Below are 25,540 nucleotides of genomic sequence, written 5' to 3'. Positions count from 1 at the left end.
ACTAAAAAACATGCCGTGGGTAAAATGAGAAAAGTAAATTAAATTTTCAGAAAAATAAAATCATGGAGGAGCACAGTATGAAGCAAATTTTTCAAAAGAAGCCGATTTCAACGTTACTGCAAGAAAGTCAACAAAAGACATTATCGAGAACGTTAGGGGCACTTGATTTAACAATGCTTGGAATCGGAGCAATTGTTGGAACTGGTATTTTTGTTCTTACTGGCGTTGTAGCAGCGAAACATTCTGGACCAGCTATTATATTATCATTTGCTATAGCTGCATTAGCTTGTGCCTTTGCTGCATTTTGTTACGCTGAATTTGCTTCTTCAGTTCCTGTCTCAGGGAGTGTTTACACGTACACGTACGCGACGATGGGAGAAGTATTTGCATTCTTAATTGGATGGGATTTAATGCTCGAGTATTTATTAGCCACATCTGCTGTAGCCAATGGATGGTCAGCGTATTTGCAATCGTTATTAAAGGGATTTGGGATTCATATTCCCACCATTCTCTCCTCGGCCCCTGGTACTGGAAAGGGTGGAATAATTGATTTACCTGCAGTTCTAATTATTCTAGTTATGACGGTTCTTTTATCTAGAGGTGTTCGTGAAAGTGCACGTGTAAATAATATAATGGTATTTATTAAACTAGCAGTTGTTCTCATTTTTATCTTCGCCGGATTTAATTATGTAAAACCTGAAAATTGGACACCTTTTATGCCATTTGGGTTAGATGGTGTAATGGCTGGAGCAGCTACAGTTTTCTTCGCATTCATTGGATTTGATGCTGTATCAACAGCCGCAGAAGAAGTGAAGCGCCCACAACGCGATTTGCCGATTGGAATTATTGCATCGTTACTAGTTTGTACGGTTCTTTACATTGTTGTTTCACTTATTTTGACAGGGATTGTTCCATACGGTCAGTTGAATATATCAGATCCAGTTGCTTTCGCACTTCAATTTATTGGACAAGATAGTTTGGCGGGAGTGATATCAGTAGGAGCAATTACAGGAATTACAACTGTAATGCTAGTTATGATGTATGGGCAAGTTCGTGTTTCATATGCAATGAGCAGAGATGGATTGTTACCGAAGCGTCTTGCTAAAGTTCATCCGAAATTTAAAACACCATTTTTAAATACATGGACAACAGGTATTATTGCAGCACTTATTTCAGGATTAATAGATTTAAATGTTTTAGCACATCTTGTAAATATGGGAACTTTGTCAGCATTTGCACTTGTAGCTGTTGCTGTCATTGTGATGAGACGAACTCATCCTGATTTACCAAGGGCGTTTAAGGCGCCGCTCGTACCATTTTTACCAGCATTAACAGTTATCTTTTGCTTATATTTGATGCTTCAATTATCAGCGACAGCTTGGATTAGTTTTGGTGTTTGGATGGTTATCGGTATAGTAGTTTATTTCGCCTATAGTAGAAAGCGTAGTGTTTTAAATAATAGTAAAAAAGAAGAAGATGTAGCAAATTTATAAGTGGAAAAATCCATTCTAATTCTGTTAGGATGGATTTTTTATTTTGAAAATTTACATTTTTCTGAATTTGTTATAAGATAATTGTTGGCGAACTAAAGGGGTGAAAATGTGAAAAATACATGGCGTGAGCTAAGAGAGATGGATCGTAACGTATGGATTCGATTTATCGGTGAGACATTGAACGGAATTGCGATGATGATGTTAATGCCTTTTTTTGCACTATATTTAAAAGATAAGGTAGATTCTTTATTACAAGTTGGAATCATTATGGCGCTTTCTCCAATAGCTGCAAGTTTTGGTTCGCTTATAGGCGGAAGAATAGCTGATATATATGGAAGAAAGCCAATTATGATATTTTCAATGGCGAGTAATGCATTACTAATGCTCGGTTTTTTATTTATAGAAGGGTTTATTCCATATGCCATTTTATCTATTTTTTTAGGGTTAAGTAATTCGCTATTTCACCCAGCGGCATCAGCGATGGTTGCAGATGTGACGGCGCCAGAAAAAAGAACAGAGGCATATGGTTTATTGCGAATGGGACACAATATTGGTGCTGCAATTGGACCGATAATGGGAGCATCAGTAGTTGTTTTATCAAAGAACCTCGTGTTTATTATTGCTTCATCCGCTATGTTGTTTTATGCGCTACTAGTGTTAGTACTTATTAAAGAAACAATGCCAAAAATTACGGATATGACGGAAAAAAATAAAGAGAAGGAATCCGGAGCAGTTTGGAAAATTTTAATGAGAGATAAGGCGTTAATGATTTATTTGTTAGCGGGGATCATTATTTCTATGGGGTTTTCTCAAACAGAAGGCATGTTACCGCTTCACTTTGATAACGAAATGAAGGATATTTTTGGAGTCAACAATCCATACCCATATTTAATGGCATTAAATGGTCTATTAGTTGTTTTATTTCAATTTCAAATTTCAAAATGGGCGACAGATAAACCTGTTGGAAAGACGATGTTATACGGTGCGTGTTTGTTCGGAATTGGTTTGTTTTTTATAGGATGGTTACCGAAGTGGTTTGGAGAATATGATACAAATGCTACAATTATTTTAATGACGTTAATGTTTGTTTATGCCATATATACGTTAGGCGAGATGATTATGTCGCCTGTACAGATGACGTTTGTAGCGAATTTGGCCCCTGAGCATTTGAGAGGAACCTATATGGGGGCGGCGAGTTTGCAGTGGATTACAGGAAGTGCATTCGGTCCACTTCTTGGTGGTTTTCTATTGGATCGTTTGCTTGGTCACTACTTATTTACAATTTTAAGTGTAGGGTGTGTAGTTGCAGGCTTTGTATATGTTTCTTTAGATCGTCTTGTTGAGCAGAGGCAAAAAGATACGCCTACAAAACAGTCTTCTTAATAAAATGAAACTTTAATCAATGTTTTTTCACCCTCCACAAATGGTAGGGTAATATAGATGACATACACACAAAGTGGATTTTTACATATTTTAGGTACATAACTAGATTAGATAGCAATTTTTCTCTAAAGTTTAATTTTGTTTAGGTGTGTAGAAATTAAAGAAAAAAAGTGTAGAAAACCAATAAGTGGTGTCTTTTAATTATTTGTGGAAGTTACATTTTATTTCAAATAGGAACTACCTATTTTTATAAAAAGTGCTAAAATAGAAAAATGAAAACAATTGGTTAGGGTGATTTCAGTGACAAAAATTAAATTAGGTTTATTATACGGTGGAAAATCAGCTGAGCATCAAGTTTCGTTACAAACGGCTCTTGCTGCTATTAAAGCATTAAATCAAGATAAATTCGAGATTCATCCAATTTATATTACAGAACAAGGCCAATGGATGCGTGGAGAGCGTATTGAAGGCGAAGTAACAAATGTTGAGGCATTACAAATGAGTGGGGAAGAGAATACAATCTCTCCTGTATCATTAAGTACAGAAATTATCCCAACTGCAACTTCTAAACAAGAAGATGCAATTGATGTTATTTTCCCATTATTACATGGACCGAATGGTGAAGATGGAACAGTACAAGGGTTATTAGAATTACTAAACATTCCATATGTAGGTAACGGTGTATTAGCATCATCTGCTGGTATGGATAAAGTTGTTATGAAAAATATCTTTGCAGAAGCTGGATTGAAACAAGCGAAATATGCATCTTTCATTCGTAGCGCATGGGAAAAAGATCGTGAAACAGCGTATGAAAAAGTAGAAGAAGTATTAGGATATCCTTGCTTCGTAAAACCAGCAAACCTTGGTTCAAGTGTTGGTATTAATAAGTGTAATGATCGTGAAGAGCTTGAGAATGCATTCGAAGAGGCATTCCAATTTGACCGTAAAATTATTGTAGAAGAAAATATTGTAGGTCGTGAAGTAGAAGTTGGTGTATTAGGTAATGATGAGCCGAAATGTTCAGTTGTAGGTGAAATTGTACCGAAAAAAGATTTTTATGATTACAAATCGAAATACATCGATGGTGATACAGCGTTAATTATTCCAGCTGAAATGACAGAGGAAGAGTCTAATGTAATTAAGCGAGATGCAATTATCGCATTCCAATCATTAGATGGTTCGGGCTTAACACGAGCTGATTTCTTCTTAACGAAAGATGGAGAAGTATATATTAACGAAGTAAACACAATGCCAGGATTCACGCCGTTTAGTATGTTCCCTCTATTATGGCAACATACAGGGTTACCGTATCCGGAATTAATTGAAGAGCTAATTCGCTTAGCGATTGAGCGTCACGAAGAAAAACAAAAAATTAAATATACAATCTAACAAAAAAGGAGGAAGCACTATTCGAAGGAATAGTGCTTCCTCTATGTAAGGAGTGTTTTCATGATAAATCGAACGTTAAAACAAGTAGAGCAGATGATAAATGGTACTGGATTAGCAGAGCGGTATGAGGGAATTACTATACAAGGAGTGTCTATTGATACGAGGAAAATTGAAAAAGGAAATTTATATGTTCCAATTCAAGGTGAACGTTTCGATGGACATGCTTTTGTAGACAAAGCTGTTGAAAATGGGGCGATTGCTACATTATGGATGAAAGATGTAGAAAACCCACCTGAAAATCTTCCGGTTATTTTTGTAGAAGATACACTAGCAGCATTGCAAATGTTAGCGAAAAACTATCGTGATCAATTGGATGTAAAAGTTGTTGGTGTAACGGGTAGTAATGGTAAAACATCTACGAAAGATATTGTAACAAGTATTCTTGCGACTAAATTTAAAGTTCAAAAAACAGAAGGTAATTTCAACAACCACATCGGTTTACCTCTTACTATTTTAAATTTAGAGGAAAATACAGAAGTAGCTGTATTAGAAATGGGCATGTCAAGCCGAGGAGAAATTGAATTTCTATCTAAGTTAGCTCGTCCTAATGCAGCTATTATCACGAACATTGGTGAGGCACACTTAATGGATTTAGGCTCTCGTGAGGCGATTGCTGAAGCGAAGTTAGAAATTGTTACAGGTTTACAAAAGGGTGGCGTGTTCGTATATAATGGAGATGAGCCGCTATTAACGAATCGTGTTCCAGAAATGAATTTAGCAGCTGAAACAGTTACATTTGGTGATGCGAGAGCAAATGATTACTATCCAACTACTGTAACATTGCAGGCTACTGGGACACACTTTAAGATGAACAGGGATGAAACTTTGTCATTCTATTTGCCAGTACTAGGAAAGCATAATGTATATAATACGCTTGCTTCAATGGCAATTGCAAAACATTTTGGTGTAACGTGGGAAGAAATGAAAAAAGGTTTAGTAACACTTCAAATGACAGGTATGCGTATGGAAATTGTAAAAACAGATAGTGGTTTAACAATTATCAATGATGCTTATAATGCTAGTCCAACAGCTATGGAAGCTGCGTTCCACCTAATGAATGGTTTAGATGGATTTGCTAAAAAAATTGTTGTACTTGGTGATATGTTAGAACTTGGAAATCAAGAAGTGCAATTTCATTATGAAGTAGGTAAATTAATTGATCCAGCAAAGATCTCATATGTATTCACATATGGTAGATTAGGGGCTCAAATTGCTGAAGGTGCAAAAATTAATTTCCCTAAAGACCGTGTAAAAGCGTATGATAGTAAAGAAGAGTTAATAAAAGAGTTGCAAGCAGTAGTTGATGCAAAAGATGTTGTGCTAGTAAAAGCGTCTCGCGGTATGAAATTAGAAGAAGTAATTACGATGTTGAAATAATTGGTGTATATAAATAGGGATGATAGCCACGAAAATAGTGGAAACTTATAATAAGCGCTTACAGTAAATGATAAAAAAATAAAAGTAAAGAAAAAAGCTCTGAATATGAAATAAGGTAACAGTTGGGGTTTGCTTTTTACACCTACAAAACTTATAATTGATAAAGTGTAATAACGTTTAGAAGTATTTTCGTGAAGAATATACGCCCGGTTATACGTCAGTATTCAGGAAAAGGGCTTTTCCGCAAGTTCGGAAAACGCCTTTTTTTAAATGATAAGTATAGGATAGAAAAGGAGAAGTAACATTGACAACATTTCGAGAATTAGGATTAAGTGAGTCTTTACTACAATCTGTTGAAAGTATGGGTTTTGAAGAGGCTACGCCGATTCAAGCTGAAACAATTCCACATGCATTGCAAGGTAAGGATATTATTGGGCAAGCGCAAACAGGTACAGGGAAAACAGCAGCATTCGGATTACCACTATTAGATAAAGTGGATACAAATAAAGATGCAGTTCAAGGTATTGTTATCGCGCCAACGCGCGAATTAGCAATTCAAGTTGGAGAAGAGCTATACAAACTTGGTAAACATAAACGTGTTCGTATTCTACCAATTTATGGTGGTCAAGATATTAACCGCCAAATTCGTGCTCTAAAAAAACACCCACACATTATTGTTGGTACGCCGGGTCGTATTTTAGATCATATTAACCGTAAAACACTTCGCCTGCAAAACGTAGAGACAGTTGTTCTTGACGAAGCAGATGAAATGTTAAACATGGGCTTCATTGAAGATATTGAAGCGATTTTAACAGATGTACCAGAAACACATCAAACATTATTATTCTCAGCGACAATGCCAGACCCAATCCGTCGCATTGCTGAGCGTTTCATGACTGAGCCTCAACATATTAAAGTAAAAGCAAAAGAAGTAACAATGCCAAACATTCAGCAGTTCTATTTAGAAGTGCAAGAAAAGAAAAAGTTTGACGTGTTAACACGCTTACTAGATATTCAATCTCCAGAGCTTGCAATCATATTCGGTCGTACAAAGCGTCGTGTTGATGAATTATCAGAAGCATTAAATTTACGTGGTTATGCAGCAGAAGGTATTCATGGTGACTTAACACAAGCAAAACGTATGTCTGTATTACGTAAATTTAAAGAAGGTGCTATCGAAGTTCTTGTTGCAACAGACGTTGCTGCACGTGGTCTTGATATTTCAGGCGTAACACACGTATACAACTTCGATATCCCGCAAGATCCAGAATCATACGTTCACCGTATCGGTCGTACTGGCCGTGCCGGTAAAAAAGGTATTGCAATGTTATTTGTAACACCACGTGAATCAGGACAATTAAAAAATATCGAGCGTACAACAAAACGTAAGGTTGATCGTATGGAAGCACCGACACTTGACGAGGCATTAGAAGGTCAACAACGTTTAATCGCTGAAAAACTTCAAAGCACAATTGAAAGTGATAACTTATCATACTACAAGCGTATTGCAGAAGAAATGTTAGAAGAGAATGACTCTGTAACAGTAGTAGCTGCTGCTTTAAAAATGATGACAAAAGAGCCGGATACAACTCCGATCGCTTTAACATCAGAACCACCAGTTGTTTCAAGAGGTGGCGGTGGCGGTTCTAAAAAACGCGGTGGTAACGGAAGTGGATACCGTGATGGTAACCGTAATCGTAGTCGTGATGGACGCGGCGGTGGCGATGGTCGTAACCGTGATCGCAATCGTGATGGACGTGGAAGCGGAAGTGGCGATGGTCGTAACCGTGATCGTAATCGTGATGGCGGTAGCCGTGATGCTGGTAGCCGTGATGGCAACCGTGGTCGTAAAGGTGAAGGTCGCCCTGGATCTTCAAATGGACGCGGCGAAAGAAAACATCATAGCCGTCCACAAGCTTAATAAAAAAGAGAATGCCCTTTGCCGGCATTCTCTTTTTTTATTTCTATAATTGTGCATACTACATAGTAACTCGTATAGGAATGAGGTGCTATATGCTTGTAAGACTTGGGTATGTTGCGATGAGTGTACATTTGAAGAATGCTTCTCCATCTCAAACGATGACGTATGCACAGTTTCAGCGGATTGATGATCGAGAGGCTGCGATTCGTAAACTTGAAAGAATCGCTAATTCGAATTTGGAAAATTGCTTACGGTTATTAAAACATAATAAAGGGCATGATATATCTTTCTTTCGACTTAGTTCCAAGCTTATTCCTTTAGCGAATCATGAGGAGTTGTTAGATTGGAACTATATTCGTCCGTTAAAAGAAAATCTGAAAGAATTAGGTGAATATGCAATTCGTATGAATATGCGAATTGACTTCCATCCAGATCACTTTGTTGTACTAAATTCACCTGAGGAGAGTATTTTCAAACAATCTGTAAAGACATTGCAGATGCACAAAAAATTGTTAAAGGGTATGGGAATTGAACATAAGCAACGATGTGTATTACATGTGGGAGGAGGTTATAAAGATAAGGAGCTTGCATTAGAACGCTTTATAGAAAATTGGTCAACTGTTCCAAGAGGTATTCAAGAGATGATTATATTAGAAAATGATGACACGACCTTTTCTTTAGAAGAAACATTGTATTTAGGTGAGAAATTAGACATTCCAGTCGTGTTTGATTTGCACCATCATATGATGAATAATGACCAGGAAGATTGGCATGAAGATTGGGCGCGTGTTGTACATACGTGGGAATCGTCTTTGTTACCGGTTAAAATGCACATCTCCAGTCCTAGAGATGGAAAAAACCCGAGAGCACATGCAGATTTTATTGATGTAGATACTTTCTTATCTTTTTTGAAAAAGATAAAGGGGAGTGTTCCGCGAATTGATTGTATGATTGAGGCGAAGAAAAAGGACGAGTCTTTATTTCAACTAATGAGAGAGTTAAGTAAACAAACAGATGTGGAAATTATCGATGGTGCGAGCTTCTATATTAAATAAGCTCTGCGCCATCGTTTTTTTTTGTCCCGCTATTTGTGGGCAGTAAGACTCCCGCCTCAAAATTCGGCGAATTGCGAGGGAGTTAGGTGGGAGTCGGGCTGCCCGTAAAAGCCCGATTGGTGCGGGCTAATAATCAGTGGGGGATGGAACCCCCCCACTGATTAAAGTTTCACTTTATTAAAAAAGGGGTGCACATGCCGCCGATGATCAGTCCTGTTAAATGGCTTATAGGATTGGCAGAGGGATTAAAGAAAGTAAATAGTAGTAATATAAGTATCATTATTGAAAAAATAGCGATGTCTCTTGGTTTTGAAGAACAATATCGACTATACAATAAAAATAATTGGGCGCCTAGTAATCCGAAAATACCACCAGATGCTCCGGCGTGAATATATTCAAGAGGCATAATAATATAAGAAGAAATATTCCCGAGAATGCCAGAAAGGAAAAAAATAATGATGAAAGAAAAGTGTCCTAGTTGTTTTTCGATGGAAGAACCAAATACGAATAAACAAATACTATTAGAAAGGAAATGTTGTAAGTCTACGTGTACAAGTAAGGAAGTTATGACACGCCACCATTCTCCTTTAGCGATATATTCATTGTAGGCTGCCAGGTGAAAGAGGGAAAAGTCGCTCAATATAATCATGACTAATTGTATAAGAAGTAAAGAAATGATAATCGGTTGTAAGGAAATGCGAGTGGATGGTATTAGCATGTTGTTAGTATCACTCCTTTTGCATCAGAAAGATTCTCTGTTATTCTTACAATATGAATGAAGAAAGCTAAATAGAAGAAGGGGATTTTGAAATGATTGTAGGGATTGGAATCGATATTATCGAGTTAAATCGAATTGAAAAAATGCTAGATGGAAAGCTTAAATTTATGGAACGTATTTTAACTGAAAGAGAACGTGGTGTTGCCGAGGGGCTGAAAGGAAGTCGTCTTACAGAATTTGTAGCTGGAAGATTTGCAGCAAAAGAGGCGTATTCTAAAGCGGTAGGGACCGGTATTGGGAAAGAAGTGAGTTTTTTAGATATTGAAGTAAGGAATGATGATAGAGGTAAGCCGATTATCATTACAAATACAGAGCATATTGTTCATTTATCAATTAGTCATAGTAAAGAATTTGCCGTTGCTCAAGTTGTTTTGGAAAGCTCGTCACGCTAGTCTGCATATTTTATATCTTTGTCTCATATATTTGAGGTAGCGATAAGGAAGGCATATCTTCCATTCATTTATAGGGGCAAAGGGGCTGAAGTGATGAAAAGGCGTCTGTTTTTAGTTCTTGTCGGTTTATTGACCGTTTTTGTATTGGCGGGTTGTATGGAAAAGAAACAGGAAGATGTTGTGAGAGATTTAGAAACGAAAGTTAAAAGTATGAAGAGTTATCAAGCTGAAGCGAAATTATCTATTAAAACAGGAAATGAACCTCAAGAGTACAATGTAGAAATTTGGCATAAAGAACCTTCGTATTATCGTGTGAATTTGCAGAATGCGAAAAAGGATCAGAGTCAAATTATTTTAAGGAATGATGAAGGTGTATTTGTATTAACACCGGCACTTAATAAGAGTTTCCGTTTTCAAAGTGATTGGCCGCAAAATAGTAGCCAGGCTTATTTATATGAATCACTTGTAAGAGATATTTTGCAAGATAAGAAAAATCTCTCTTTCGAGAAAACAGATAAGTATTATGTGTTTAAAACAAAAACAAATTATCAACATCAAAATATGTTGCCGAAACAAGAAATTAAGCTGAATAAAAGTGATTTAACACCAGTTTCTGTGAAACTGATGGATAATGATCAAAATGTCCTTGTAAAAGTAGATTTCACTAAAGTAAAGTTTGATGCAAAGTTTGATAAAGGTGCATTTGATACGAAACAAAATATGTCTAGAGCACAAGTGGATGTTCAGACGGCAGCGAAAGAAGACAAACCGTTTGCTATTTTGTATCCACGTGATACACCGCAAGGTATGACTTTGAAAGAGGAAGAAGAGTTGAAGACAGACAGTGGCAAGCGTGCAATACTCACATACACTGGAAGTAAGAAATCCTTTACTTTAATACAAGAAAAGTCAAAAGTTGCAGAGGCCTCATCGGCGGTAAGTGTAAGTGGAGAGCCGGTTGATCTTGGTTTCACGATTGGTGCATTGACGAAAGACTCTGTAACGTGGTCACATAACGGAGTAGAATATATGCTCGTGTCTAAAGGTTTAGAGACGAATGAGTTGTTGATGGTTGCTCGTTCGGTTACAGCGAAGCAGGTGAAGTAAACTTCTTAGACGTGGTGATATATGTGCACCACGTCTTTTCTTAGTTTGAAGGTGGATTTCATAAAAGAAGCATATAAAAGAATAAGCTTCGCATATCGTGTATAAGGAAGTGTATTTATGGAAGAAGCACCGTTTTACCGTGACACGTGGGTGGAAGTGGATTTAGATGCGATCTATAACAATGTTACACATATTAAAGAGTACATTCCAAGTGATGTAGAGATTTTTGCTGTAGTTAAAGCGAATGCATATGGGCACGATTATGTACCGGTGGCTAAAACTGCATTAGAAGCAGGAGCAACAAGATTAGCAGTTGCTTTTTTAGATGAAGCTTTAGTGCTTCGGAGGGCTGGTATTACTGCACCGATTTTAGTATTAGGTCCTTCCCCACCCCGTGATGTAAATGTAGCTGCTGAAAATGATGTAGCATTAACTGTTTTTCAAAAAGAATGGGTGGAAGAAGCGATAAAGCTCTGGGATGGTTCATCAATAATGAAATTCCATATTAATTTTGATAGTGGTATGGGGAGAATCGGAATACGTGAACGAAAAGAATTAAAAGGGTTCTTAAAGAGTTTAGAAGGTGCGCCATTTTTAGAGTTAGAAGGAGTATATACGCATTTTGCAACAGCGGATGAGGTTGAGACTTCTTACTTTGATAAGCAATATAATACATTTTTGCAGCAGTTACGTTGGTTGAAAGAATTTGGAGTGAATCCTAAATTTGTCCATACGGCCAATAGTGCCGCAACGTTAAGGTTTCAAGGGATTACATTTAATGCGGTGCGAATTGGTATTGCGATGTATGGATTATCCCCATCTGTAGAAATACGTCCTTTTTTACCATTTAAATTGGAACCGGCGTTGTCACTTCACACGAAAGTTGCTCATATTAAGCAAGTGATTAAAGGAGATGGGATTAGTTATAATGTCACATACCGAACGAGAACTGAAGAATGGATTGCGACAGTTGCAATTGGATATGGAGATGGCTGGCTTAGAAGATTGCAAGGGTTTAAGGTACTTGTAAACGGTGAAAGAGTACCGATTGTAGGGCGAGTGACAATGGATCAATTCATGATACATCTTCCTTGTGAAGTGCCACTTGGTACGAAAGTTACACTCATTGGGAGACAAGGTGATGAGTATATTAGTGCTACCGAGGTTGCTGAATATTCCGGGACTATTAATTATGAAATTATCGCAACGATAAGCTTCCGTGTACCGAGAATATTTATACGACACGGTAAAGTTGTAGAAGTAATCAATTATTTGAACGATATATAGAAGAAGGTATTATTACTCAGCATCTCGTCATTTGGAGGAGTTTCACTAATAAAGAATAGGTTCTTTTTCGCTGGGGAGCTTCTTTTTATACTTGTTATTAATATAAGTAGCAATGAAATATTACTGAAGGATTGCTTTATTTCTTGTTTGAAAGAGATAAAAAGTAAAAGAAGATGAATGTTTTATTTATGAATTGGAAAACATAAGCAAGGAATAAGGAAGTCTTTGCAACAGGCTCCATACAATGGTATTATTACAATAGGTGTCATATATATATTTGGGTGTGTAGTTGACGGTGGAGGTGTATTTTTGTGTCCGAATCAAGTGTAACTACTGAAATCGTGGTTCGGTTGCCAAAGCAAATGGTAACGGAATTGGACGGAATTGGAAAACAAGAGAATAAGAATCGCCATGAACTAATTTGCCAGGCAACACAACTGTTATTGCGTCAACATAAGACGAAGAAACGCTACCAACATGAATCAATGCGACGTGGGTACATTGAAATGGGAAAAATTAATCTTGGTATTGCATCTGAAGCTTTCTTAGCAGAGTATGAAGCAGCTCATACAGTAGAACGCTTAGTTAGCGGGGGGTAATATTTTGATTGTAAAACGCGGCGACGTGTATTTTGCAGACCTTTCCCCAGTTGTTGGTTCTGAGCAAGGAGGCGTTCGTCCGGTTCTTGTCATTCAAAATGACATCGGAAATCGTTTTAGTCCGACTGTGATTGTAGCGGCTATTACTGCACAGATTCAAAAAGCGAAATTACCCACTCATGTGGAAATTGATGCGAAAAAGTACGGTTTTGAGAGGGATTCTGTTATTTTACTTGAGCAGATTCGAACAATCGATAAGCAACGCTTAACGGACAAAATCACTCATTTGGATGAAGTGATGATGAGTCGTGTAGATGAAGCGTTACAAATTAGTTTAGGACTAATAGATTTTTAAATCGGCAGTTTAAGTTGCTCTCTTTACAGGGCAACTTTTTTTTATTATAGAGGAGGTTACGGTTGGATATGGAAATGGTAGATAATCGACAAGGGTTAATGAAAATGTTAGTGAAAGAATTAGGCTTTACAGAAAAGCAAGTTCGTCATGTTATTCAATTAACAGAAGAAGGTAACACAGTTCCATTTATCGCTCGTTACCGAAAAGAATGGACAGGGTCTCTTGATGAGGTGCAAATTCGTGCAATCTTAGAAAGATGGCAATATATGATGCAACTAGAAGATAGGAAAGAAGAGGTTCTTCGTCTTATTGGTGAAAAGGGTAAACTAACCGAAGAGTTGCGTCGTCATATTGTTGCTGCAACAAAACTTCAAGAAGTAGAAGACTTATATCGTCCATATAAAGAAAAAAGAAGAACGAAAGCTACAATTGCTAAAGAAAAGGGATTAGAACCGTTAGCTGAGTGGCTATTATTATATAAAAAAGAAAATCCAGCAGAGAAGGCTATGGAATTTGTTAATGCAGAAAAGGAAGTGGCGTCTGCAGAAGATGCGTTGCAAGGTGCGCAAGATATTATTGCGGAACTTGTTTCGGATAATGCGGCATATCGTAGTTGGATTCGCAATACTACTTTCCGAAAAGGGATTATGTCTTCATCTGTAAAAGATAAAGAAAAAGATGAAAAGAATATATATGAAATGTATTATGGCTATGAAGAACCGTTGCAAAAAGTAGTGCCGCATCGTGTACTAGCTATGAATCGTGGTGAAAAGGAAGACGTATTAAGAATTTCTGTTATCACGCCAATTGAAGAAATTCTTCAGTTTTTACATAAAAAAATGATTCTTGATGAAGCTTCTAAAAGTGCGCATTATGTACAATTAGCGATGGAAGATGGATATAAGCGATTAATTCAACCTTCAATAGAAAGAGAAATTCGTAAAGAATTAATGGAAACGGCCGAAGAACAAGCGATTCATATTTTCTCTGAGAATTTACGTAATTTATTATTACAACCTCCGATGAAAGGGAAAGTTGTGTTAGCGGTAGATCCAGCATATAGAACCGGTTGTAAATTAGCTGTAGTAGATGATACAGGAAAAGTTCTTCACATAGATGTTATTTATCCGCATCCGCCTGCTCGTAAATATGAGGATGCAAAAACGAAAATCATTTCAATTATAGATAAATATGAAGTTGAAATGATAGCGATTGGAAATGGTACAGCTTCGAGGGAAACGGAAGAATTTATAGTAGATGTATTACAAAATGTAGAGCGAGATGTATTTTACATTATTGTAAATGAAGCGGGTGCTAGTGTGTACTCAGCATCTGATGTAGCTCGCGAGGAGTTTCCAAATTTACAGGTTGAAGAAAGAAGTGCTGTTTCAATTGGGAGACGTCTACAAGATCCACTTGCAGAACTTGTGAAAATTGACCCTAAATCTGTTGGGGTGGGACAATATCAACATGATGTATCTCAAAAGAGATTAAATGAATCATTAACATTTGTAGTAGAGACAGCAGTTAACCGAGTTGGTGTTAATGTAAATACAGCTTCAGTTGCATTGTTGCAATATGTTTCGGGATTATCAAAAACAGTTGCGAAAAACATTGTAGCTAAGCGTGAGGAAGATGGGAAATTCACGAAGCGTACTGAATTAAAGAAAATCCCACGTTTAGGTGCAAAAACATATGAACAATGTATCGGGTTTTTACGTATATTAGAAGGAGCGAATCCGTTAGATCGCACAGGGATTCATCCAGAACAATATAAAAATGTTGAATTGCTATTGAAGAGCTTAGGGTTATCAAAGAATGATGTGGGGAAACCAAACTTGCAAAAGAGTTTCGAAGGAGTAGATATTTCTAAATTATCTCAAGAGACGGAGATTGGTGAGCCGACATTAGTTGATATTATGGATGCTTTAATTAGCCCGGAGCGAGATATGAGGGATGAGTTGCCAAAGCCACTTTTGAAAAAGGGGATTTTAAAATTAGAAGATTTAAAGCGTGGTATGGAATTAGAGGGAACGATCCGCAATGTTGTTGATTTCGGTGCCTTTGTTGATATTGGTGTGAAGCAAGATGGTTTAGTACATATTTCTAAACTAAGCAAACAATTTGTAAAGCATCCATTAGATATTGTATCCGTGGGACAAATTGTAAAGATATGGGTAGATGATATTGATACGAAAAAAGGTCGTGTTGCATTATCAATGTTACCGATTGAATAGTAAGAAAAGAGAGCAGATGAAACTGCTCTCTTTTTATGAACTGGAAAGTTTAATTGATTATGAGCTTTGATGTATTTTACTATAATAAAACCAGCATTCATTTAGTAACTTGATTTGATACCGGTTTTTCTCGAAATATGCACGTTGCATTTGTTTCTTTAGCCACGTGGGCATAGGAATCCCTCCTTGTTTAATCCTGCTCTCAAAAAAAGTAGCTCCTTTTAGTTAAAGTAACTTTGATGAGAGGTTGGTGAGTGGATTTCTAGCAATGCTGCATTTTTAGAAATCACGCTTCTTGAATGAGGATGGGTATATGTACTATTTACTATATGTATAAGAAGGGAGAAAAGTGTGGAAATATTTTTTAGTTTAGGAGGAATGAGAATGGATGAGCAAGAAATTCAGCGGTTAGTGGAAGAGGTATCGTTACAATGCTTTGGAATGCCGTTTTTACATAAAGCGATGTTTAATAGTAGGTTACGTACAACTGGTGGGCGCTATCTATTGAAGAATCATAATATAGAATTGAATTATCGATATTACGAAGTATATGGAAAAGAAGAGTTAGTCGGGATTGTTAAACATGAACTTTGTCATTATCACTTACATATCACAGGAAAAGGGTATAAGCATCGAGATAGAGATTTTCGGGAGTTATTAAAGAAAGTAGGTGCACCACGTTTTTGTAAACGAATGATTAGTGAGGAGGAAACAAGAGTTTCTATGTATGAATGTATGGGGTGTTCTTTTCAATATGTAAGAAGACGTCAAATAAATACACAAAGATATGTATGTGGAAAGTGTAAAGGACAACTAAAACTGGTAGTGAAAACATCTTGACAGTGAAAACGCAATCCAGTATATTATAAACATGTCACGTTTGCGCAAGATGTTGTGAAAAAACTTCTTGACTTACGATGAGAAGTTTTATAAGATACAAATTGTCTTCATTATTCCGCAGTAGCTCAGTGGTAGAGCTATCGGCTGTTAACCGATCGGTCGTAGGTTCGAGTCCTACCTGCGGAGCCATACAGAGAAGTACCCAAGTGGCTCAAGGGGCTCCCCTGCTAAGGGAGTAGATCGCTAACGCGGTGCGAGGGTTCGAATCCCTTCTTCTCTGCCATACATATTGGCCCGTTGGTCAAGTGGTTAAGACACCGCCCTTTCACGGCGGTAACACGGGTTCGAATCCCGTACGGGTCACCACTTCGGAGGATTAGCTCAGCTGGGAGAGCACCTGCCTTACAAGCAGGGGGTCGGCGGTTCGATCCCGTCATCCTCCACCATATAAATTATATAAATAATATTATCGCGGGGTGGAGCAGTACGGTAGCTCGTCGGGCTCATAACCCGAAGGTCGCAGGTTCAAATCCTGTCCCCGCAACCAAATGGTCCCGTGGTGTAGTGGTTAACATGCCTGCCTGTCACGCAGGAGATCGCCGGTTCGACCCCGGTCGGGACCGCCATTTTAACTTCTGCTATATAGCAGTTGTTTTTTATTGGACATTATGGTAAAATAACATTTGTCTTTGAAAAGAAGATAACTATTTCGGTGGGCTATAGCCAAGCGGTAAGGCAACGGACTTTGACTCCGTCATGCGCTGGTTCGAATCCAGCTAGCCCAGCCATTTACGAGCCATTAGCTCAGTTGGTAGAGCATCTGACTTTTAATCAGAGGGTCGAAGGTTCGAATCCTTCATGGCTCACTTTTGTTTTTTCCGCGCGGTCGTGGCGGAACGGCAGACGCGCTAGGTTGAGGGCCTAGTGGGGGAAACCCCGTGGAGGTTCAAGTCCTCTCGGCCGCATCAAAAAATCTTTTAAAAAGTACTTGCATTTGAAAATGTAGTATGGTAAGATAATTGAGTCGCCAAAATACAACGACGAAAAAACATCATGAATAAGCGCCCGTAGCTCAATTGGATAGAGCGTTTGACTACGGATCAAGAGGTTAGGGGTTCGACTCCTCTCGGGCGCGCCATAACGGGAAGTGGCTCAGCTTGGTAGAGCACCTGGTTTGGGACCAGGGGGTCGCAGGTTCAAATCCTGTCTTCCCGACCACGCGGGTGTAGTTTAGTGGTAAAACAAGAGCCTTCCAAGCTCTGGTCGAGAGTTCGATTCTCTTCACCCGCTTTTAGTTCTTTGAAAACTGAACGAAACAAACAACGTGAACGTCAATTTTTATTTTTAGATGCTAGACAAACTAACTTTATTGGAGAGTTTGATCCTGGCTCAGGATGAACGCTGGCGGCGTGCCTAATACATGCAAGTCGAGCGAATGGATTAAGAGCTTGCTCTTATGAAGTTAGCGGCGGACGGGTGAGTAACACGTGGGTAACCTACCCATAAGACTGGGATAACTCCGGGAAACCGGGGCTAATACCGGATAATATTTTGAACTGCATAGTTCAAAATTGAAAGGCGGCTTCGGCTGTCACTTATGGATGGACCCGCGTCGCATTAGCTAGTTGGTGAGGTAACGGCTCACCAAGGCGACGATGCGTAGCCGACCTGAGAGGGTGATCGGCCACACTGGGACTGAGACACGGCCCAGACTCCTACGGGAGGCAGCAGTAGGGAATCTTCCGCAATGGACGAAAGTCTGACGGAGCAACGCCGCGTGAGTGATGAAGGCTTTCGGGTCGTAAAACTCTGTTGTTAGGGAAGAACAAGTGCTAGTTGAATAAGCTGGCACCTTGACGGTACCTAACCAGAAAGCCACGGCTAACTACGTGCCAGCAGCCGCGGTAATACGTAGGTGGCAAGCGTTATCCGGAATTATTGGGCGTAAAGCGCGCGCAGGTGGTTTCTTAAGTCTGATGTGAAAGCCCACGGCTCAACCGTGGAGGGTCATTGGAAACTGGGAGACTTGAGTGCAGAAGAGGAAAGTGGAATTCCATGTGTAGCGGTGAAATGCGTAGAGATATGGAGGAACACCAGTGGCGAAGGCGACTTTCTGGTCTGTAACTGACACTGAGGCGCGAAAGCGTGGGGAGCAAACAGGATTAGATACCCTGGTAGTCCACGCCGTAAACGATGAGTGCTAAGTGTTAGAGGGTTTCCGCCCTTTAGTGCTGAAGTTAACGCATTAAGCACTCCGCCTGGGGAGTACGGCCGCAAGGCTGAAACTCAAAGGAATTGACGGGGGCCCGCACAAGCGGTGGAGCATGTGGTTTAATTCGAAGCAACGCGAAGAACCTTACCAGGTCTTGACATCCTCTGAAAACTCTAGAGATAGAGCTTCTCCTTCGGGAGCAGAGTGACAGGTGGTGCATGGTTGTCGTCAGCTCGTGTCGTGAGATGTTGGGTTAAGTCCCGCAACGAGCGCAACCCTTGATCTTAGTTGCCATCATTAAGTTGGGCACTCTAAGGTGACTGCCGGTGACAAACCGGAGGAAGGTGGGGATGACGTCAAATCATCATGCCCCTTATGACCTGGGCTACACACGTGCTACAATGGACGGTACAAAGAGCTGCAAGACCGCGAGGTGGAGCTAATCTCATAAAACCGTTCTCAGTTCGGATTGTAGGCTGCAACTCGCCTACATGAAGTCGGAATCGCTAGTAATCGCGGATCAGCATGCCGCGGTGAATACGTTCCCGGGCCTTGTACACACCGCCCGTCACACCACGAGAGTTTGTAACACCCGAAGTCGGTGGGGTAACCTTTATGGAGCCGACCGCCTAAGGTGGGACAGATGATTGGGGTGAAGTCGTAACAAGGTAGCCGTATCGGAAGGTGCGGTCGGATCACCTCCTTTCTATGGAGAATTGATGAACGCAGTTCATCAATAAACGTTGACTTGTTTTGTTTCGTTCAGTTTTGAGAGAACTATCTCTCAAGTTTAAATGTATGTTCTTTGAAAACTAGATAACAGTGTAGCTCATATTTTTTTAATTTTAGTTTGGTTAAGTTAGAAAGGGCGCACGGTGGATGCCTTGACACTAGGAGTCGATGAAGGACGGGACTAACGCCGATATGCTTCGGGGAGCTGTAAGTAAGCTTTGATCCGAAGATTTCCGAATGGGGAAACCCACTATACGTAATGGTATGGTATCCTTACCTGAATACATAGGGTATGGAAGACAGACCCAGGGAACTGAAACATCTAAGTACCTGGAGGAAGAGAAAGCAAATGCGATTTCCTGAGTAGCGGCGAGCGAAACGGAATCTAGCCCAAACCAAGAGGCTTGCCTCTTGGGGTTGTAGGACATTCTATACGGAGTTACAAAGGAACGAGGTAGACGAAGCGACCTGGAAAGGTCCGTCACAGAGGGTAATAACCCCGTAGTCGAAACTTCGTTCTCTCTTGAATGTATCCTGAGTACGGCGGAACACGTGAAATTCCGTCGGAATCTGGGAGGACCATCTCCCAAGGCTAAATACTCCCTAGTGATCGATAGTGAACCAGTACCGTGAGGGAAAGGTGAAAAGCACCCCGGAAGGGGAGTGAAAGAGATCCTGAAACCGTGTGCCTACAAATAGTCAGAGCCCGTTAATGGGTGATGGCGTGCCTTTTGTAGAATGAACCGGCGAGTTACGATCCCGTGCAAGGTTAAGCTGAAGAGGCGGAGCCGCAGCGAAAGCGAGTCTGAATAGGGCGTTTAGTACGTGGTCGTAGACCCGAAACCAGGTGATCTACCCATGTCCAGGGTGAAGTTCAGGTAACACTGAATGGAGGCCCGAACCCACGCACGTTGAAAAGTGCGGGGATGAGGTGTGGGTAGCGGAGAAATTCCAATCGAACCTGGAGATAGTCGGTTCTCCCCGAAATAGCTTTAGGGCTAGCCTTAAGTGTAAGAGTCTTGGAGGTAGAGCACTGATTGAACTAGGGGTCCTCATCGGATTACCGAATTCAGTCAAACTCCGAATGCCAATGACTTATCCTTAGGAGTCAGACTGCGAGTGATAAGATCCGTAGTCAAGAGGGAAACAGCCCAGATCGCCAGCTAAGGTCCCAAAGTGTGTATTAAGTGGAAAAGGATGTGGAGTTGCTTAGACAACTAGGATGTTGGCTCAGAAGCAGCCACCATTTAAAGAGTGCGTAATAGCTCACTAGTCGAGTGACTCTGCGCCGAAAATGTACCGGGGCTAAATACACCACCGAAGCTGCGAATTGATACCAATGGTATCAGTGGTAGGGGAGCGTTCTAAGTGCAGTGAAGTCAGACCGGAAGGACTGGTGGAGCGCTTAGAAGTGAGAATGCCGGTATGAGTAGCGAAAGACGGGTGAGAATCCCGTCCACCGAATGCCTAAGGTTTCCTGAGGAAGGCTCGTCCGCTCAGGGTTAGTCAGGACCTAAGCCGAGGCCGACAGGCGTAGGCGATGGACAACAGGTTGATATTCCTGTACCACCTCTTTATCGTTTGAGCAATGGAGGGACGCAGAAGGATAGAAGAAGCGTGCGATTGGTTGTGCACGTCCAAGCAGTTAGGCTGATAAGTAGGCAAATCCGCTTATCGTGAAGGCTGAGCTGTGATGGGGAAGCTCCTTATGGAGCGAAGTCTTTGATTCCCCGCTGCCAAGAAAAGCTTCTAGCGAGATAAAAGGTGCCTGTACCGCAAACCGACACAGGTAGGCGAGGAGAGAATCCTAAGGTGTGCGAGAGAACTCTGGTTAAGGAACTCGGCAAAATGACCCCGTAACTTCGGGAGAAGGGGTGCTTTCTTAACGGAAAGCCGCAGTGAATAGGCCCAAGCGACTGTTTAGCAAAAACACAGGTCTCTGCGAAGCCGTAAGGCGAAGTATAGGGGCTGACACCTGCCCGGTGCTGGAAGGTTAAGGAGAGGGGTTAGCGTAAGCGAAGCTCTGAACTGAAGCCCCAGTAAACGGCGGCCGTAACTATAACGGTCCTAAGGTAGCGAAATTCCTTGTCGGGTAAGTTCCGACCCGCACGAAAGGTGTAACGATTTGGGCACTGTCTCAACCAGAGACTCGGTGAAATTATAGTACCTGTGAAGATGCAGGTTACCCGCGACAGGACGGAAAGACCCCGTGGAGCTTTACTGTAGCCTGATATTGAATTTTGGTACAGTTTGTACAGGATAGGCGGGAGCCATTGAAACCGGAGCGCTAGCTTCGGTGGAGGCGCTGGTGGGATACCGCCCTGACTGTATTGAAATTCTAACCTACGGGTCTTATCGACCCGGGAGACAGTGTCAGGTGGGCAGTTTGACTGGGGCGGTCGCCTCCTAAAGTGTAACGGAGGCGCCCAAAGGTTCCCTCAGAATGGTTGGAAATCATTCGTAGAGTGCAAAGGCATAAGGGAGCTTGACTGCGAGACCTACAAGTCGAGCAGGGACGAAAGTCGGGCTTAGTGATCCGGTGGTTCCGCATGGAAGGGCCATCGCTCAACGGATAAAAGCTACCCCGGGGATAACAGGCTTATCTCCCCCAAGAGTCCACATCGACGGGGAGGTTTGGCACCTCGATGTCGGCTCATCGCATCCTGGGGCTGTAGTCGGTCCCAAGGGTTGGGCTGTTCGCCCATTAAAGCGGTACGCGAGCTGGGTTCAGAACGTCGTGAGACAGTTCGGTCCCTATCCGTCGTGGGCGCAGGAAATTTGAGAGGAGCTGTCCTTAGTACGAGAGGACCGGGATGGACGCACCGCTGGTGTACCAGTTGTTCTGCCAAGGGCATAGCCGGGTAGCTATGTGCGGAAGGGATAAGTGCTGAAAGCATCTAAGCATGAAGCCCCCTCAAGATGAGATTTCCCATAGCGTAAGCTAGTAAGATCCCTGAAAGATGATCAGGTTGATAGGTTCGAGGTGGAAGCATGGTGACATGTGGAGCTGACGAATACTAATAGATCGAGGACTTAACCATATAATATGAAGCAATGTTATCTAGTTTTGAAAGAATATAAAAAACTTGTTGACTTTCAAAAGTTAATGAGTTATAATAATTCTTGTCTTAAATGAATATAGTCTGGTAATGATGGCAGAGAGGCCACACCCGTTCCCATACCGAACACGGAAGTTAAGCTCTCTAGCGCCGATGGTAGTTGGGACCTTGTCCCTGTGAGAGTAGGACGTTGCCAGGCTATTTATATCATCGCGGGGTGGAGCAGTACGGTAGCTCGTCGGGCTCATAACCCGAAGGTCGCAGGTTCAAATCCTGTCCCCGCAACCAAATGGTCCCGTGGTGTAGTGGTTAACATGCCTGCCTGTCACGCAGGAGATCGCCGGTTCGACCCCGGTCGGGACCGCCATTTTATATAAAGAAAAGAACGAAACAAGTTGTTTCGTATTTTTTTATTTGTTTTAACAAAAAACTAATAAAGACAGTCAAACTATCCTTAGGAAAACTCCTAAGGACTTTTTTATATATTTAAAACCTGTATAATAAAGAGCAGAGAACATTGTGAGTAAAGTAGGTGAAGTCTGTGAGTAAATATGAAATAACAACAAAATCTTCCGAAGAAACCCAGCGATTATCAGAAAAATTAGGGAGACTTGTAAAGGAAAAAGATGTAATTATTTTAGAGGGTGATCTTGGAGCTGGCAAGACGACTTTTACAAAAGGACTAGCAAAAGGTCTTGGAGTGAAAAGAGTCGTAAATAGTCCTACCTTCAATATTATTAAAGAATATAAAGGAAGATTACCGCTATATCATATGGATGTGTATCGTTTAGCGGAAAGTGAAGAAGATTTAGGATTTGATGAGTATTTCTATGGTGAAGGGATTACAGTAGTAGAATGGGCTCATTTAATAGAAGCATATTTACCGAATGAGAAGTTGCAAATTAGTTTATTCCATGCTGGAGATGATACAAGAAAAATTGTACTCGAGCCAATTGGAGATCGCTATATTAGATTATGTGAGGAGCTATTACAAGATGAAAGTACTAGCAATTGATACTTCAAATTACGTAATGGGTGTATCCCTTATTGAGGAAGGGAACGTGATTGGGGAAATCATTACAAATTTAACAAAAAACCATTCTGTACGTCTTATGCCAGCTGTAGAGAAACTGTTAAAAGAATGCGGTGTAAAACCGAAAGAATTGACTAAAATTGTTGTAGCAGCTGGACCGGGATCATATACAGGTGTTCGTATAGGTGTGACAGCGGCAAAAACATTAGCTTGGTCACTTCAAATACCAATTGTAGGTGTATCAAGTTTGGAAGTGGTGGCTGCAAATGGTACTAATTTTAATGGACTAATTTGTCCTTTATTTGATGGCCGACGTGGTCAAATTTACACGGGGTTATATACATATGAAGGAGAGCGTATAACTTCAATAGAAGAAGACCGAATTATTCTTATTGTTGACTGGTTGCAAATGTTAAAAGATAAAGAACAGCCTGTTTTATTTATTGGTAACGATGTTAAATTGCATAAAGAAACAATTGTAGAATATTTAGGTGATCAAGCTGTATTTGCTCCGTTCACTAAGAATAACCCGAGACCAAGTGAATTAGCATGTTTAGGATTACAAAAAGAAGAACAAGACGTGCATACGTTTGTTCCTAGCTATCTTCGTTTAGCTGAAGCTGAAACAAAATGGTTAGAAAGTCAAAAACAATAGGGGCCTACAGAAGATGGATATGATATTTAGAAAGATGGCACTCGATGATATTGCTCAAATTGTAGCTATTGAAGAAGCATCTTTTTCAACCCCATGGACTGCAGATGCCTTTCACCGTGAATTAGAGGTGAATGAACATGCACATTATGTCGTGCTAGAAAAAGATGGTCTCGTAATTGGATATTGTGGATTGTGGATAATTATTGATGAATCACATGTAACAAATATAGCTATCCTGCCGGAATACAGAGGTCAAAAGCTAGGGGATGCCTTATTAAAAGAAGTCATTTCCGAAGCGAAAGGTTTAGGAGTAAAAACAATGACACTTGAAGTACGCATGTCAAATGAAGTAGCAAAGCAGTTATACAGAAAATACGGATTTCAAAATGGTGGGATTCGTAAACGATACTATGCAGACAATCAGGAAGATGGTCTTGTAATGTGGGTGAATATATAATGGAAAAAAATACGATTATACTTGGTATTGAAACAAGCTGTGATGAAACAGCTGTAGCAGTTGTTAAAAATGGAACGGAAATCATTGCGAATGTCGTTGCATCGCAAATTGAAAGTCATAAGCGTTTTGGCGGAGTAGTACCAGAGATTGCATCCCGTCATCATGTAGAAGAAATCACAGTTGTGTTAGAAGAAGCTTTAAAAGAAGCGAATATCACTTTTGAGGATATTGATGCAATTGCTGTAACAGAAGGCCCAGGTTTAGTCGGAGCACTTTTAATAGGTGTAAATGCAGCGAAAGCTGTGGCTTTTGCTCATGATATCCCTCTAGTTGGTGTTCATCATATTGCTGGTCATATTTATGCGAATCGTTTAGTAAAAGAAGTACAATTCCCGTTACTATCGCTTGTTGTATCCGGTGGACATACGGAGCTTGTTTATATGAAAGAACATGGTTCATTTGAAGTGATTGGTGAAACGCGAGATGATGCGGCAGGAGAAGCTTACGATAAAGTAGCTCGTACATTATCAATGCCTTATCCAGGTGGTCCTCATATTGATCGCCTTGCGCATGAAGGAAAACCAACAATTGATTTGCCTCGTGCGTGGCTAGAACCTGATTCGTATGATTTCAGCTTTAGTGGATTGAAATCAGCAGTTATCAACACTGTGCATAACGCAAAACAGCGCGGTATAGAAATTGCACCAGAAGATTTAGCAGCAAGTTTCCAAGAAAGTGTAATAGATGTACTTGTAACGAAAGCGTCTCGTGCAGCAGATGCTTATAATGTAAAACAAGTGCTTCTTGCTGGTGGAGTAGCTGCTAATAAAGGGCTTCGTGCACGTTTAGCAGCAGAATTTGCACAAAAAGAAAATATAGAGCTAATTATTCCTCCTCTATCTTTATGCACAGATAATGCAGCGATGATTGCGGCTGCAGGTACAATTGCATACGAACAAGGAAAACGCGCTACATTAGCTTTAAATGCAAATCCAGGATTAGATATTGAAGCATAGTTATACACAAAATTAACCACAGCTTGTGGATAAAACCCAAATTATCTGTTGATAATTTGGGTTTTTTTGTGTACATAAAATGTGTATAACTTTTTATCTAGTT

General features: G+C 40.3%; 19 protein-coding genes, 14 tRNA genes and 3 rRNA genes. 34 read left to right on the top strand and 2 right to left on the bottom strand.

All coding sequences use genetic code 11. The features are described 5' to 3' along the window. The first annotated feature begins 77 nt into the window (after positions 1-77). The 6 genes from bcaP to uvsE all read left to right on the top strand — a co-directional run bounded on the left by bcaP (position 78) and on the right by uvsE (position 8,678). Positions 78-1,493 carry a branched-chain amino acid transporter BcaP gene (gene bcaP, locus JFU18_RS14290; protein WP_201033583.1) on the top strand — a complete coding sequence of 472 codons (1,416 nt, stop codon included), beginning with the start codon at positions 78-80 and terminating at the stop codon, positions 1,491-1,493. Between the two features lie 108 nt (positions 1,494-1,601). After that, positions 1,602-2,876, top strand: coding sequence for an MDR family MFS transporter (locus JFU18_RS14285; protein ID WP_002124811.1), 1,275 nt, complete (start codon positions 1,602-1,604; stop codon positions 2,874-2,876). Between the two features lie 300 nt (positions 2,877-3,176). Further along, positions 3,177-4,265, top strand: coding sequence for a D-alanine--D-alanine ligase (locus JFU18_RS14280; protein WP_002009961.1), 1,089 nt, complete (start codon positions 3,177-3,179; stop codon positions 4,263-4,265). A 60-nt stretch (positions 4,266-4,325) separates the two neighbouring features. Further along, complete coding sequence (gene murF / locus JFU18_RS14275; RefSeq protein ID WP_085308680.1) at positions 4,326-5,702, top strand: UDP-N-acetylmuramoyl-tripeptide--D-alanyl-D-alanine ligase; 1,377 nt, start codon at positions 4,326-4,328, stop codon at positions 5,700-5,702. Positions 5,703-6,006: 304 nt separating this feature from the next. Beyond that, complete coding sequence (cshA, locus tag JFU18_RS14270; RefSeq protein ID WP_085308682.1) at positions 6,007-7,623, top strand: degradosome RNA helicase CshA; 1,617 nt, start codon at positions 6,007-6,009, stop codon at positions 7,621-7,623. Positions 7,624-7,715: 92 nt separating this feature from the next. Then, the gene (gene uvsE / locus JFU18_RS14265; RefSeq protein WP_002029436.1) at positions 7,716-8,678 is read left to right on the top strand and encodes a UV DNA damage repair endonuclease UvsE; all 963 of its coding nucleotides are present in this window, start codon (positions 7,716-7,718) and stop codon (positions 8,676-8,678) included. A gap of 169 nt (positions 8,679-8,847) precedes the next feature. On the opposite strand, the gene JFU18_RS14260 is transcribed toward uvsE, so the two are convergent. Continuing rightward, complete coding sequence (locus tag JFU18_RS14260) at positions 8,848-9,396, bottom strand: rhomboid family intramembrane serine protease (protein WP_003186998.1); 549 nt, start codon at positions 9,394-9,396, stop codon at positions 8,848-8,850. A 92-nt stretch (positions 9,397-9,488) separates the two neighbouring features. Here JFU18_RS14260 and acpS point away from each other — a divergent pair, with 92 nt between their 5' ends. From acpS to JFU18_RS14230, 6 genes are all read left to right on the top strand, one after another. After that, complete coding sequence (gene acpS / locus JFU18_RS14255) at positions 9,489-9,848, top strand: holo-ACP synthase (protein ID WP_002009969.1); 360 nt, start codon at positions 9,489-9,491, stop codon at positions 9,846-9,848. 156 nt (positions 9,849-10,004) lie between these two features. Beyond that, the gene (locus JFU18_RS14250) at positions 10,005-10,955 is read left to right on the top strand and encodes a LolA family protein (protein WP_002124820.1); all 951 of its coding nucleotides are present in this window, start codon (positions 10,005-10,007) and stop codon (positions 10,953-10,955) included. A 117-nt stretch (positions 10,956-11,072) separates the two neighbouring features. Further along, positions 11,073-12,242, top strand: coding sequence for an alanine racemase (alr, locus tag JFU18_RS14245; protein WP_002124821.1), 1,170 nt, complete (start codon positions 11,073-11,075; stop codon positions 12,240-12,242). 311 nt (positions 12,243-12,553) lie between these two features. After that, on the top strand, positions 12,554-12,841 hold the full coding sequence (locus tag JFU18_RS14240) for an antitoxin EndoAI (protein ID WP_000004570.1): 288 nt from the start codon (positions 12,554-12,556) through the stop codon (positions 12,839-12,841). 4 nt (positions 12,842-12,845) lie between these two features. Continuing rightward, on the top strand, positions 12,846-13,196 hold the full coding sequence (gene ndoA, locus JFU18_RS14235) for a type II toxin-antitoxin system endoribonuclease NdoA (RefSeq protein ID WP_000635965.1): 351 nt from the start codon (positions 12,846-12,848) through the stop codon (positions 13,194-13,196). A 68-nt stretch (positions 13,197-13,264) separates the two neighbouring features. After that, complete coding sequence (locus JFU18_RS14230) at positions 13,265-15,433, top strand: Tex family protein (protein ID WP_201033587.1); 2,169 nt, start codon at positions 13,265-13,267, stop codon at positions 15,431-15,433. Positions 15,434-15,490: 57 nt separating this feature from the next. Here the strand turns inward: JFU18_RS14230 and cmpA are convergent, their stop codons facing one another. Next, positions 15,491-15,607: a cortex morphogenetic protein CmpA gene (cmpA, locus tag JFU18_RS14225; protein WP_001143642.1), complete on the bottom strand. Its 117-nt coding sequence runs from the start codon at positions 15,605-15,607 to the stop codon at positions 15,491-15,493. A gap of 210 nt (positions 15,608-15,817) precedes the next feature. Here cmpA and JFU18_RS14220 point away from each other — a divergent pair, with 210 nt between their 5' ends. The 22 genes from JFU18_RS14220 to tsaD all read left to right on the top strand — a co-directional run bounded on the left by JFU18_RS14220 (position 15,818) and on the right by tsaD (position 25,437). Then, positions 15,818-16,273, top strand: a complete 456-nt coding sequence (locus tag JFU18_RS14220) for a SprT family protein (protein WP_016095131.1) — start codon at positions 15,818-15,820, stop codon at positions 16,271-16,273. Between the two features lie 114 nt (positions 16,274-16,387). Continuing rightward, a tRNA-Asn gene (locus JFU18_RS14215) sits at positions 16,388-16,462 on the top strand. Between the two features lie 3 nt (positions 16,463-16,465). Continuing rightward, a tRNA-Ser gene (locus tag JFU18_RS14210) sits at positions 16,466-16,556 on the top strand. 8 nt (positions 16,557-16,564) lie between these two features. Then, positions 16,565-16,639: transfer RNA gene (locus tag JFU18_RS14205), tRNA-Glu, on the top strand. Between the two features lie 4 nt (positions 16,640-16,643). After that, a tRNA-Val gene (locus tag JFU18_RS14200) sits at positions 16,644-16,719 on the top strand. Between the two features lie 24 nt (positions 16,720-16,743). Further along, positions 16,744-16,820, top strand: a tRNA-Met gene (locus JFU18_RS14195). 3 nt (positions 16,821-16,823) lie between these two features. Continuing rightward, positions 16,824-16,899 (top strand) — tRNA-Asp (locus JFU18_RS14190). 87 nt (positions 16,900-16,986) lie between these two features. Then, a tRNA-Gln gene (locus JFU18_RS14185) sits at positions 16,987-17,061 on the top strand. Between the two features lie 5 nt (positions 17,062-17,066). Continuing rightward, a tRNA-Lys gene (locus JFU18_RS14180) sits at positions 17,067-17,139 on the top strand. Positions 17,140-17,155: 16 nt separating this feature from the next. Further along, positions 17,156-17,238 (top strand) — tRNA-Leu (locus tag JFU18_RS14175). A gap of 96 nt (positions 17,239-17,334) precedes the next feature. Then, positions 17,335-17,411 (top strand) — tRNA-Arg (locus tag JFU18_RS14170). A gap of 3 nt (positions 17,412-17,414) precedes the next feature. After that, positions 17,415-17,491 (top strand) — tRNA-Pro (locus tag JFU18_RS14165). Between the two features lies 1 nt (position 17,492). After that, positions 17,493-17,563: transfer RNA gene (locus JFU18_RS14160), tRNA-Gly, on the top strand. A 76-nt stretch (positions 17,564-17,639) separates the two neighbouring features. Next, positions 17,640-19,191: ribosomal RNA gene (locus tag JFU18_RS14155) — 16S ribosomal RNA — on the top strand. 146 nt (positions 19,192-19,337) lie between these two features. Beyond that, positions 19,338-22,258, top strand: a 23S ribosomal RNA gene (locus JFU18_RS14150). A 101-nt stretch (positions 22,259-22,359) separates the two neighbouring features. After that, positions 22,360-22,475, top strand: a 5S ribosomal RNA gene (gene rrf / locus JFU18_RS14145). Together the 16S, 23S and 5S rRNA genes with 14 tRNA genes alongside form the textbook arrangement of a ribosomal RNA operon. A 12-nt stretch (positions 22,476-22,487) precedes the next feature. Beyond that, positions 22,488-22,564: transfer RNA gene (locus tag JFU18_RS14140), tRNA-Met, on the top strand. A 3-nt stretch (positions 22,565-22,567) separates the two neighbouring features. Next, positions 22,568-22,643 (top strand) — tRNA-Asp (locus JFU18_RS14135). Positions 22,644-22,817: 174 nt separating this feature from the next. Continuing rightward, a complete protein-coding gene (tsaE, locus tag JFU18_RS14130; RefSeq protein WP_002009995.1) occupies positions 22,818-23,291 on the top strand; it encodes a tRNA (adenosine(37)-N6)-threonylcarbamoyltransferase complex ATPase subunit type 1 TsaE in 474 nt (157 codons plus the stop codon). After that, on the top strand, positions 23,272-23,964 hold the full coding sequence (gene tsaB, locus JFU18_RS14125; protein ID WP_002091610.1) for a tRNA (adenosine(37)-N6)-threonylcarbamoyltransferase complex dimerization subunit type 1 TsaB: 693 nt from the start codon (positions 23,272-23,274) through the stop codon (positions 23,962-23,964). Before tsaE ends, tsaB begins: the two co-directional genes overlap by 20 nt. Positions 23,965-23,977: 13 nt before the next feature. After that, on the top strand, positions 23,978-24,421 hold the full coding sequence (gene rimI, locus JFU18_RS14120; protein ID WP_002063534.1) for a ribosomal protein S18-alanine N-acetyltransferase: 444 nt from the start codon (positions 23,978-23,980) through the stop codon (positions 24,419-24,421). After that, complete coding sequence (gene tsaD / locus JFU18_RS14115; protein ID WP_002009991.1) at positions 24,421-25,437, top strand: tRNA (adenosine(37)-N6)-threonylcarbamoyltransferase complex transferase subunit TsaD; 1,017 nt, start codon at positions 24,421-24,423, stop codon at positions 25,435-25,437. Before rimI ends, tsaD begins: the two co-directional genes overlap by 1 nt. Positions 25,438-25,540: the final 103 nt, after the last annotated feature.

The sequence above is a fragment of the Bacillus sp. TH22 genome (assembly GCF_016651015.1).
In the GTDB taxonomy this organism is placed as follows: domain Bacteria; phylum Bacillota; class Bacilli; order Bacillales; family Bacillaceae_G; genus Bacillus_A; species Bacillus_A mycoides.
Note: the sequence above shows the minus strand (reverse complement) of the source record. Positions and strands in the feature narration are given on the sequence as shown.